The organism is Marinobacter alexandrii, from assembly GCA_039984955.1.
In the GTDB taxonomy this organism is placed as follows: domain Bacteria; phylum Bacteroidota; class Bacteroidia; order Cytophagales; family Cyclobacteriaceae; genus Ekhidna.
In genome coordinates this window covers 117293-129660 of record JBDWTN010000005.1, presented here as the reverse complement: position 1 = coordinate 129660, position 12368 = coordinate 117293, and the positions used below count along the sequence as shown (strand labels likewise).

The window sequence follows — 12368 nt, the reverse complement described above, 5'->3', positions numbered from 1 at the left end:
TATCTTTTCGATTAGTCCATGAAGATAATTGACTATACATATTGGTGTTCTAATTCGTTCCAGTAGCTTTGCGATTCATTTTTAAAATATGCTCTTTGAATAATTTCCAAAAACTTGGACTCTCAGAATCTATAGCGAAAGTCCTTGACCAAATGGGGTTTACGACCCCCACTCCAGTACAAGAAAAAGCCATTCCAATATTACTTACTGAAGATCCTACAGATTTTATTGGTTTGGCTCAAACGGGAACAGGTAAAACTGCAGCTTTCGGGCTCCCTCTCATTGATTTAATCGATTCCAACAGCAATAGCACTCAGGCATTGGTAATGGCTCCTACACGTGAGCTCGGGCAACAGACTGCAAAGCAATTAAAAGATTTCTCAAAAAGTAACAAAAACTTAAATGTTGAGGTAGTCTACGGAGGAGCTGCAATAGTAAATCAAATTAAGGCCCTCAGGAGACCAACTCAAATCGTTGTTGCTACACCAGGAAGACTTTTAGACCTTATTAAAAGAAAGGCGATAAAGCTTGATCAGGTCAGGTATGTTGTACTAGATGAAGCTGATGAGATGCTAAACATGGGCTTTCAGGAGCCTATAGATGAAATATTATCGCACACCAAAGAAGAAAGAGTTACATGGCTTTTTTCGGCTACTATGCCCCCTGAGATTAGAAGGATTGTGAAAAATTATATGTCACAGCCTAAGGAGGTGGCAATCAACTCAGGTGAAAAGAGTAACAAAGATATTTCTCACAAATACGTAACAACCAAGGTTAAAAACAAAATCCCAGCTTTGCGTCGTTTCATGGATAAGCAACCAGAGATGCGAGGAATCATGTTTTGCAGAACCAAGAGAGAGACTCAAGAAATTGCTGATGAACTTGGCAATATGGGGTATGGAGTAGAAGCGCTGCACGGAGATTTATCGCAATCTCAAAGAGATGCAGTTATGAAGCGTTTTAAAACTCGCTCTATGCAGTTATTGATTGCAACAGATGTTGCAGCAAGAGGGATAGATGTCAATGACCTGACTCATGTGATTCATCATACCTTGCCAGATCAATTAGAGAGCTACACACACAGAAGTGGTCGAACAGGGAGAGCCGGTAATAAAGGAGTATCATTGGCTTTTATAAACCCTAGAGAATCACGAAAAATCTCGGAACTTGAAAGAAAAATAAACGTCAAGTTTGAACGAATAGAAGTACCAAGTATTGATGAAATGCAAGCTTCCCGAGTGTCAAATTGGGCGGAGCAACTTTTAGCTCTTGAAATCAAATCTGATGTTGACTCTCTCTACGAGGAAGTAAAAAGCAAGTTTGAAGAGCTCAGTAAAGAAGACATACTTAAAAAATTGATTGGGACTCATCTTGAAGCTACTTCATCTCAAGCAGGAGAAGAGGCCAATTTAAATGAAACGGCTGGTGGATCACCTGAGCGAAGAGATAACAGTCAGTTCAGAAAGTATTTCATCAATGTTGGTTCCGTTGACGGATTTATAAAAGGAGACATGCTTCATTTACTGTCTGACTTATCAGGAGTAGATAAAAAGTTTTTTGGAACGATAAGAATCTTGAATAACCGTTCTTATTTTGAAGTAGATAGAGGGTATGATCAGGGGTTTAGTGAAAAGTTTGAAGGAGTAGAATTAGAAGGGAGAAACGTAAGAGTAAATCCTGATAACGAATCCAGAAGTGATGAAAGAAAATCCAATAATCAATACAAGAAGAAATCCAAATTCAATCGATCAAGTGGTGGTAGTGGTGGTAGACGAAACGGATCTGGCCCTTCTAAAAGAAGAAGAAGATAATCATTTTGTCTAATTTTAAGGTAAAAAACAGGTATCTGGTTATCTGTTAATTTTTAATACTAAATTTAATACATGTCAAATTCGCAGAATAAATTCATAAAAAGTCAAAAAGAAAAACGTAAGCAGCAAAAAAAGAAGGAAAAAGAAGAGAGAAAGAAGGAGCGTCAGGAGAATAATGCTAAAGGCGGAGAGCTATCAGATATGATTGCTTATGTGGATGAGTTTGGAAATATTGTTGATGAAAAGCCTGAAGAAACTCCAGTAGATAAGGAAAAAAAGAAAAAAGATCAAGCTGGTAACTAATCATTTTGCTCATATACAGTTAAGGGAAAATCAATCAAATTTAATCTCTTAGATATACCATTTTTACATCTCACTGCATATTAATGGCTCTAGGTAAAAATCTTAAAAAAACAGAACAAGATGTAGCATCTACATCTGAAGAAAAGGAGAGTGCGTCAAACGCCACTGATCACTCCAATGTACAAATTGTTGAAAATTCTTCTGATGAAAAATCCGAAGTAAAACAGTTTTGTGTTTTCAAGTCAGGAGCAGAGAAATATGCCATTCCTATACATTTTGTAAAGGAAGTAGTGAAAATACCACCAATTGCGCCTGTTCCTCAAATGCCGAAGTACATTATTGGGATGTCTAATATTCGTGGAAATATTTATGGGGTTTTAGACATTAAAATATTCTTTAATAATGAATCAAGTAAAATAGATGGTACCAACTATTTACTTGTTATAGAGCATGAGGAATTCAAAATGGCTATCATTATTCCTGAGGTACCCGACACCTTATTAATTGCTGAGGACATGATCGAACAGCTGTCTGCTTCTGGAATTAAATCTGTAACAGGCCGGAAGTATTTGAAGGGTATTATAAGAAAAGATAATCAAATGATTATTCTATTTGATGTACTCGGAATGATTACGGGAAGTAAGTTTGCAGAAATTTCAGCCTAAGCTCTTGCATTTATAATTTTTAGTATGCTTAAAAATTTCACGATACGACGGAAAATGATGCTGTTTATTCTTGGAATAACAGTCGTTATTTATGTCGTTACACTTGGCTACATTAGCTACAACCTTCGAAGCAATGCTATTACAGAAGCGCAAAAATTAGCAGACTCGTATGCGCAGATAAAAGCTGATGACATCAAAAATATTATAGATGAAGATCTCGCGGTAGCCAGAGTTATGGCTAAAGCTGTTGAAGATCACACCTTCCTTCCTGAAGAACAACGAAAAAACTCAAGAAAGAAATTTTTAGATAAAATCTTGCTACTCTACCCGAAGTATGACGCAACTTGGATGAGTTTAGAGTATAGGTTTATTGATCCCGAATGGAATAAAAATTACGGCAGAGAGCGTTTTAACTCATACTTGGAAAATAATCAGGTGAAGTCTTCTACAGAGTTGGCACAAATGGACGGCAGCAAAGGCAGTTCGATCTATGAAGCCTTTAGGTCCGACAATAGCCTCAAGGAAATGCTTAGTGAACCTTATTGGTATAAAGATTATAACTATGATTCTAATACATCAGATTCACTCTTAGGTATTTCTCCGACAGTGCGAATGGAAGTTAATGGAGAATTCGCCGGTTTAATTGGATCAGATATGTCCGTAAATGACTTCCAAAGTGTTTCGGAAGTTGATTTTTATGATAAAGCCTACGCTTTGCTAGTGTCTCATGGCGGAGTGATTACGGCACACAAAGAGCCAGCTTTTTTTAACCTACCAATAGATACACTGGGCGTCATTAAAAATAGTTCTTATGATATTCTATCTAAAGTTCAAGCAGGTGAGAATTTTTCATATAGAATATATGACGATTCGTTAGAAGAAGAGGTTTACGTTTCGTTCGCAAGCATTCCAATAGGTAAATCAAACGATCGGTGGTCCGCGGTTTTTGTTGTCCCAGTTTCAGAAATTACAGCAGCTTTCAATGCTACATTGATTCAAACAATTATAATTGGATTAATTGGGTTAGTTCTTCTTACAGTTATAGTGTGGAATATGGCCAATCGCATTACTACTTCGCTCGACCACTCGAATACTATCTTGAAAGACCTGGCACGTGGAAATTTAGATACATCCAAAAAACTTACCTATGTATCAAAAGACGAATTAGGAGAGATCGCTCAATCTGTTAATTTGCTTATGGAAGAGTTGAACAAGAAGGTTGAATTTTCTAGAAAAATTGGTGAAGGTGACTTAAATGCTGATTTTGAGATTGCTGGTGAAAATGATGTCTTAGGAGCCTCTCTGATTATGATGAGAACAAATCTTCGTGGCGTAATTGATGAAACAAATGAAGTTGTTAAACAAGCTGGAGGAGATGGTGATTTGAGTTCTCGCATGAATCCTGATAACAAATCGGGAGCGTGGAAAGAGTTGAGTCAATCTGTAAACAACCTTCTTAGTTCTATTTCTGAGCCATTTGGTATAGTCAATAGAATCATCAATGCTATGGCTGAAGGAGACCTTACAGTAAGGTATAATGAAGACGCAAAAGGAGATATTCTAAACCTTGCTGATAACCTAAACAAAGCACTTGATAGTATGAATGAGCTACTAGATGGTGTAGTTAAAAATGTAAATGTCATTGGTGACTCATCGATGGAAATGCTTTCTGCAAGCGAAGAAATGAACAGCAATACTGGAGAAATAGCTTCGGCCATTGCAGAGATGAGTAGCGGAGCTCAAAATCAAGTCAGTAAGGTTGACGAATCGTCTAACCTGATAGAAAGTATACAACGTGCCGCAGCGATTATGAGTGGCCAAGCGGAAGAAATAAACGCGGCTGCACACAATGTGTCCAAGAGTTCGGAAAACGGACTTAAAATGGTCAATAAAGTGGGCTTTAGTATGAAGGATATTAAAGCCTTTGCGAACGATACAAATCAATCAATACAAGTCCTTACAGAGCGTTCAAAAGAAATCACACGAGTATTGGGCATCATTACTGATATAGCTGCACAAACGAATCTATTGGCCTTGAATGCAGCAATAGAAGCAGCACAAGCTGGTGATGCAGGAAGAGGTTTTGCCGTTGTGGCTGAAGAGATTAGAAAACTTGCAGAGGACTCACGGTCATCAGCAAGGGAAATTGAAACACTTATTCGGGATGTCCAAAATGACACAGCTTCAGCTGCTAAAGTCATTGAAGTAATGAGTGAGAGTATTCTTGGAGGTGAGAGTGCCTCTAATGACGCTTCAGATGCTTTCAAAGAAATTGCAACATCTTCCAGTCAAAACCTTGAAGTTTCTAAGCAAATACTTGATGCTACCGATGAACAGATGAATAGTATCAGAAATGTCGTAAGTATCACAGAAGGAATTGTAGTGATTGCAGAAGAAACAGCTGCCGGAACCGAGCAAGTAGCAAGCTCAGCTACTGAGTTATCAGCAGGCATGGAAAACTATACCCAGAAATCAGAAGAGGTCACAGAGATCTCACGTACCTTACGTGAAAAGGTGAATACCTTTAGACTCACTGACAACTCCGGCAACTAGTATTTCTAAAGTACTATTTAGGCTAACAGCATATCAATACCTTCTTTTAGTGAAAAATCGTCGCTTAGGATAGAGAGCAAGTCGCTTTCGTCAATGAAATAGCACCTGCCATTTTAGACTCGCATATTGTATTTATCAATCTCAAAAGAGAGGATTACACGCAAAGTAGAAAAATCCATCTCGATGTGAAAGAGGGGTTCAGCTAAAGGCGTATCACACTCATCGAAACATTTAGCACTTGATTTTTTATCTCCTTAATGTTGCGTTATTATCATATGATAACAATAAATGATGTATTTGCAATAATAAAAATGTGCTATAATATGAAACTTAAAATACTACCTACTAAAGCTCTTTCAATCACACTCATAAGCATCTTTAGCATTGGTTTTGTCTTTGCGCAGGATGACGATGATATCTATAATTTAAGTTTAGAAGATCTCTTGAACATGGATGTAATAAGCGCATCCAAAGTATCTGAAAAACAAACGGATGCTCCTGGTATTATTCAGGTAATTACTTCAGAAGAAATCGAAAGATTTGGTGCACTCAATTTGGCTGAAGTACTTGACCGTGTAACGGGAGCAATGAATGTGAGTTCAAATCTATATCCACAGAATGTCTTCTCGGTTCGTGGTGATCTGTCCTCCGAATTTGACACACATCAATTACTACTCATTAATGGAAGACCAATGAGAGAAACTGTTTATGGTGGATTTAATTCTCCCATCTATCTTTCATTTCCAATCAATATCATTGATAAAATTGAAGTGATAAGAGGTCCTGGATCAGTACTCTATGGATCAAATGCTTATACAGGAGTCGTGAATATTATTACTAAGAAAGAAAGTGAAACATCAGGCTCAGCTCAATTCACTGCAGGTTCTTTTGGAACAACAGATATCTCTGGAGATGTGACTTATGTAAATGAAGACTTAAGTGTAACTGCAGCATTCAAAAATTATACTGAAGATGGTTGGAATTTTGAAGCAACGGATATTCTAGGAACTACAGCATCTACAGACTATTCGGAAGAAAATCAGTCTTTTGCCTTATTAAGTAACTATAAGAATTTCACTTTCAATGCCGTACATATGACAAGTGAGCAGAGGACTTTTGGAATTGTTTTGCCAGTTTGGTCCAATGGATTACTTAAATCAAGAAGGGAAACATATGATTTAGGTTATGAGCATGAGTGGAATGAGAAAATTTCTTCTAACGTAAATGTAACGCACAATAGATTTGGTCTTGAATATAAAACTGTTAACGGAACCACATTTGATTTATCTGACGATGGTTCTAAAGATTGGCTATTTGAGGTGTCTAACTATTACAAGCCGATGAAGGGACTTAATGTTTTATTTGGAGGTACCTATTATCGACAAGCTGGAGAAATGGAAATACAGCCGGGGGTCTTCTTAATCCCCGAATATAATAAAACATGGTACAGCGCCTATACACAGATAGATTATCGCATAATTGATAATGTGAAGTTAATAGCTGGTGGTCAGTTCAATAGCATAGAAGGATTAGATAACGACTTTGTTCCACGATTAGGATTGGTTTATAATATTACGGATAATATAGGAGTAAAAGGGCTCTGGGGTCAATCATTCAGAGCACCTTATGCGGTAGAGAATACTACAAATTTGCCGGGTAGATCAGTGGGAAATCCAGATTTGAATGCTGAAAAATTAACGAATCTGGATTTCCAATTATTTTATACTGGTTCGAAAATCGAGGTTTATGCTACGTATTTCAATTACACCTCTGATGAATTGATCTCTCAAGTGCAGCAAAATCCTGGAACAGCTGACCAAACAACCACTTTTGTGAATTTCAGTGAGGGACTTAAAGGCTCTGGTTTTTCCATTGAAACCAAGTACATCCCAAATGAAAAAATCCTTGTTACAGGATCGTACTCACATCAAAAAAACGAAGTGGAATTTGGAGGGATAACTATAGAAGATTTCACTACAGCTCCAAATGACCTACTGAAAATAGGTGTAAGCTACCAAACAACTGACAAAGGATTTACTATAGGACTTTTTAACAGTTATATTTCTGCATTTAACACTGGTAAGTCAGAACTGGTAACAACTGCTGATGTAAATGGTAGCCTATCAAGTATAAACCTTCTTACAGCTAACATCTCATTTAATATTCCTAAGCTTTTAAATCTGGATATAAAACAAGATGCAATTCTTAGCTTCTATGCAACTAATGTGCTTGATCAAGAAGTAAACTACGCTGACTTTACCACTGGTTTGATAAACTCAATTCCAGGACGAGCGGGGGCAGCATACTATGGATCTTTGAAGGTTAGATTTTAACATAACTACTGATAGACATGAGTATAAAGCGAAATTTTTCTCGTAAAATCATTCCTCTAATTGCGCTGGGCCTTTTCCTTCATTCGGGAATGGCTTTGGCGCAAAGTATAAATCCTAAATTTCAAGCTGTATTTATTAACGGTGTGGCAAGAAAGTTTGTTTGGAGTAGTGCTAACTCTGACTTCAATATTTTGATCGTTGGAAATGATAAGCCCTTAGAAAATGAATTGAAAAAGTTAGCTGCTGACAGACGGATAAACGGGAAATCTGTTAAAGTCAAAATGGTTAGCGAGATTTCAGGTTCGTTGATAGAAGATATTGTTTTTGTAAGCAAGAAAGGAAAAGATAAGCTTGGTTCAGTTATCAATTCTGCGAGTGACGACTCGATTATCATGAGCGCATTTGATGGAGCATTGAATTCAGGTTCTCATGTGAATTTCTTTTTAAGTGGAAATAAAATATCGTTCAACTTGAATCAAACGGCTGTAAACAAAACAAAAGTTGGTGTAACAGAAGATTTGATAAAATTGGCATCTTCAGTAAAGTAGCGGATAATCAGATAGTGCAACAGTGCAAAAAGGCTACTTCACATAGTAAATAATTCACTTCATCGAACAAATTGGAATTAGTTAAACCTAAGTCTTAATCTTGTTTTAATTATCAATTGATAATATCAATTAGTTATTTTACAAATAACTAATTGACTTAATAAATAACCATTAATTACAATGTCGAGAATTTCAAAGAGGCTTTTTGTCTCAATAACCACAATTCTATTTTGTCACTTTATATATGCTCAAGATGATTTTGACGCTACTGTAGAAGAAGACAAAGAAAAAACTGCTACAGGCGGTTTTGGAGCAGATCTAGCGAAGAATATTAGCTTCGTTAATTTCAATGGATACATTACCAATGAATTTTTTGCAACGCAAAGTGATGATAATTCCACATTTGATAATCACTATTTCAACGTATTCATATCTTCTCAACTGACGGATAGAATTTTTATTGAAGGACAACTGGAGTACGAGCACGGTGGTCAAGATATTGACGTTCGATATGCGTATGCAGATTACAAAGTATCAGATGCTTTTGTGATACGATCAGGAAAGTTCCTAGTACCAGCAGGTCAATTCAATGAATATTTATATCCGGAATACCTTTCTAAAACTATAAGTAGAGCATGGGTAAATCGTGAGATTTCGCCTTCAGCGTGGGCTGAGGTTGGTGTTCAGGTGAGAGGTCGATTATCTTCTTTAGGATCAGCCACACCTTTTTATTCCGTATATGTTGTAAACGGTTTAAGTGGGGAATCAGGAGATGGTATCCGAAACTTAAGAGGCAATGCCAGAGATAGCAAAGGGAGCGGTAATGAGAATAAAGGATTTGGAGGAGCCTTTGGTGTAGATATAGGGGATGACATTACGCTTTCAACCAACTATTATACAGGAAAGTATACAGCTGATAACGAGTTGAATCTCTCTATTATTGGCGCTTCGTTCTATATGGATAAAGAAAAATTTAGCATATGGGGTGAATACCACATGGCTAAACAAGAAGCATACCTAGATGCCACTGATGCAACTCTTGGATCAGCAGATCTGAACAAAAGTGGATTCTTTGTTCAGGGAGGATACATGATCACAGATAAATTAGAGCCAATCGTAAGATACGATGCAATTAAATTGGATGGAGCTCCTGAAGGAGATAGATCAAGGATCACCTTTGGTGCTAACTATTATTTAGCCAAAACAGCTGTTGTTAAAGTCAATTATGAATTGATAAGCGATGATGGTATAGATGAGGATGATAATGTATTTGGAGTACAATTATCAGTTGGATTTTAATATCGAATGATGCAAAGAATAATACTAAGTATTACCATTCTACTGATTTCAAGCTTAGGAGTTAAACTTTCAGCTCAGATAGGTAAGTTTCAAGCACTCTATCTATTGAATTTCACAAAGAACATTGAATGGTCGGAAAATAATGTTACCATTGGAGTGGTAGGAAATTCCAAGGCTTTAATTGAGTTAGAATCACTTGTAGAGAAGTATCCCAATTTGTCTTTGAGAAAAATTTCAGCGAGCGAATCAGTCGATCAATGCCAAATGATTTTTTTGCCTACATCGCAATCAAGAAATATTAGTCTGATACAAGATAAGATAGGAAATAAACCAATTGTGCTTGTGTCAGAGGATGAATCAATGATTGATAAAGGAGCCGAAATTGCCTTCTACATGGAAGGTAATAAGCTGAAATTCCTGATAAATAAATCAGCGGTTGAGGAGTCTGGAGTTTCCGTTGGAGAAAAGCTTTTTTCCGTCGGAAAAGTTGTGAACTAGATTACGACACAATAATTTATTAAAGATAAATCGAAGCAATCTTTTGACTGATTGCTTCGATTTTAGCAACTTGTAAGAGTTAACTACAAAACAATTAATAGCCATTATGACAGGTGTATTTGTTTCACTTTTCGGAAGATTCAACATTGCAAAAAAAATAGCCTTAGGTAGTGTGATAGTTATATCTCTAGTCACTATCAGCGGCATTTATAGCCTGGTTACTCTGAAGTCAACCAGAAGTATAGACAACCTGATGACCAAGGAATACTATCCACTGATCAGTAATTTGAAGGATTTTGAAGACCTCATCGTTAAAACGAATAGTCTATCCACCAATTGGATGTACTTACCTAATCCAGAGGATAAAAAGGTATTAATTGATATTCAGAAAAATATTTACCCACAATTAAAAATTGATATCCAAGGCATTATTGACTCTTGGAAACCTGAGAATAAAGATAGTATTCTACAACTTCTAACGGCTTATGATAAGGTCATTCCACATATTGAAAATCTACAAAATAGTCTCAATTCAGATGAAGCATATCAAGATGACTTTTTGTTATTCGACCTGATTCCTATGTTAGATGATGAGATTTCCATTCCACTTAAGGCTCTGAATGAAAAGACCATTAGTGAAAGACAGCAACTTGAAGTTCAATCAGAGAAGCTATTAGCATCAAAATTTGAATCTTTTGATGGAGTTGAGTCAGTCATTATTAGTATGACTGTGTTAGCAATTTTGATAGGAATACTGACTACCTATTTATCCACCAGATCCATTGTAACCCCCGTAAGAAAGGTTAATGAACTCATTAAAGACCTGAGCAAAGGCGAAATACCTTCATTCGAAGCAAAGGAAACCAAAGATGAGGTAGGGGATATGACCAAATCTATGAAAATCCTGTGTGCTGGACTTGAAAATACCGCAAAGTTCGCGAATGAAATAAGACAAGGAAACTTAATGGTGGATCATCAACTATTGAGTGAAAATGACATCTTAGGAAAATCTCTTACAGCGATGAGAGATAACCTACGAAATGTGATTGATGAGACCAACTCTGTTGTTCTATTGGTTGCCGAGGAAGGTAATTTGTCGCAGAAACTATCATTAGAAAATAAAGAAGGAGCTTGGAGAGATATTAGTGACTCAATTAATCAACTTTTCGAATCTATTGCTCGCCCTCTACATCCAATGAATGAAGTGCTCGAATCAGTTGCGGCAGGAGATTTATCCGTTCGTGTTGAAGCAGATTTAAAAGGTGATTTTAAGAAACTTACAGAGAATTTGAACTTTGCCTTATCCAACCTGAATTCATTCTTATCCGATATAAGAAGTAACGCGAATATCATTGACGAGTCTACCACAGAGATGCTCTCCAATGGAGAAGAGATGTCAACCAGCACAGGTGAAATTGCAAGTGCCATATCTCAAATGAGTCATGGCGCCCAGTCACAGGTTCAAAAAGTAGATGAATCATCCCAGTTAGTAGAGAATATCCTTCGTAGTTCGCAGGAAATGGCCTCCAGATCAGAAGAGATCAACATGGCGGCTAAGAATGGTGTGTCAAATAGTGAGAAAGGAACTCAAATAATCAATAACGTATCATCAAGTATTGGTGAAATTAAGGGAGTCTCTACATCTACAAATGAGTCTATGCAAGTTTTGCTTCAGCGGTCAAGTGAAATAGCTCGTGTATTAGGGGTGATCACTGATATCGCATCACAAACCAATCTACTGGCACTTAATGCTGCCATAGAAGCTGCACAAGCTGGGGATGCCGGTCGTGGTTTTGCAGTGGTAGCTGAGGAGATACGCAAATTGGCTGAGGACTCTAGAAACTCTGCAAAGGAAATTGAATCACTGATTACTGACGTAAATGATGATACGAAGAAAACAGCTCAGATGATGGAGACGATGAGTCAGAGTGTAGAAAAAGGAGTAGATGCATCAAGAGAAGCATCGGTGGTATTTGAAGAAATGGCTAGTTCTTCAAGTCAAACATTAAACCATTCTGAAGATATTTTAAATTCATCAAACACACAGTCTGACAAGATCAAAGACGTGGTAAATATCACAGAATCGATCGTGGTTATTGCAGAGCAGACTTCAGCCGGAACAGAGGAAGTGGCATCCTCAGCTACCGAGTTATCAGCAGGGATGACCAACTACATCCAAAAATCTAAGACACTAAATGATATTTCACTAAAACTGAAGGAAGGGTTGAGTAAGTTCAAGCTGAATTCAGGAGACGATTAAGGGTAATCTTTAATCAAGCTAGCTTTTTACTGGAATGAATATTCTCACAGAATAGAGCCACTCTGGAATACTTCAAAACGCTCTATGAACCGGAAAAT

9 protein-coding genes are annotated in these 12368 nt (G+C 37.0%); all 9 read left to right on the top strand.

Annotated elements, in window-relative coordinates:
• Nucleotides 1-95: 95 nt before the first annotated feature.
• The 9 genes from ABJQ32_01390 (at nt 96) to ABJQ32_01350 (ending at nt 12270) form a co-directional block, all read left to right on the top strand.
• Nucleotides 96-1811 carry a DEAD/DEAH box helicase gene (locus ABJQ32_01390; protein ID MEP5288270.1) on the top strand — a complete coding sequence of 572 codons (1716 nt, stop codon included), beginning with the start codon at nt 96-98 and terminating at the stop codon, nt 1809-1811.
• Nucleotides 1812-1883: 72 nt separating this feature from the next.
• Nucleotides 1884-2114, top strand: coding sequence for a hypothetical protein (locus ABJQ32_01385; GenBank protein ID MEP5288269.1), 231 nt, complete (start codon nt 1884-1886; stop codon nt 2112-2114).
• 83 nt (nt 2115-2197) lie between these two features.
• Nucleotides 2198-2779 (top strand): chemotaxis protein CheW, encoded by a 582-nt coding sequence (locus tag ABJQ32_01380; GenBank protein ID MEP5288268.1) that lies wholly within the window; start codon nt 2198-2200, stop codon nt 2777-2779.
• Between the two features lie 24 nt (nt 2780-2803).
• Entirely contained in the window at nt 2804-5332 is a 2529-nt protein-coding gene (locus ABJQ32_01375) for a methyl-accepting chemotaxis protein (GenBank protein MEP5288267.1), read from the top strand.
• Nucleotides 5333-5655: 323 nt separating this feature from the next.
• The gene (locus tag ABJQ32_01370) at nt 5656-7665 is read left to right on the top strand and encodes a TonB-dependent receptor (protein MEP5288266.1); all 2010 of its coding nucleotides are present in this window, start codon (nt 5656-5658) and stop codon (nt 7663-7665) included.
• 17 nt (nt 7666-7682) lie between these two features.
• On the top strand, nt 7683-8213 hold the full coding sequence (locus ABJQ32_01365) for a YfiR family protein (GenBank protein ID MEP5288265.1): 531 nt from the start codon (nt 7683-7685) through the stop codon (nt 8211-8213).
• 180 nt (nt 8214-8393) lie between these two features.
• Nucleotides 8394-9512, top strand: coding sequence for a porin (locus ABJQ32_01360; protein MEP5288264.1), 1119 nt, complete (start codon nt 8394-8396; stop codon nt 9510-9512).
• Nucleotides 9513-9521: 9 nt separating this feature from the next.
• Nucleotides 9522-10010: a YfiR family protein gene (locus ABJQ32_01355; GenBank protein ID MEP5288263.1), complete on the top strand. Its 489-nt coding sequence runs from the start codon at nt 9522-9524 to the stop codon at nt 10008-10010.
• 106 nt (nt 10011-10116) lie between these two features.
• A complete protein-coding gene (locus ABJQ32_01350; GenBank protein ID MEP5288262.1) occupies nt 10117-12270 on the top strand; it encodes a methyl-accepting chemotaxis protein in 2154 nt (717 codons plus the stop codon).
• Nucleotides 12271-12368: the final 98 nt, after the last annotated feature.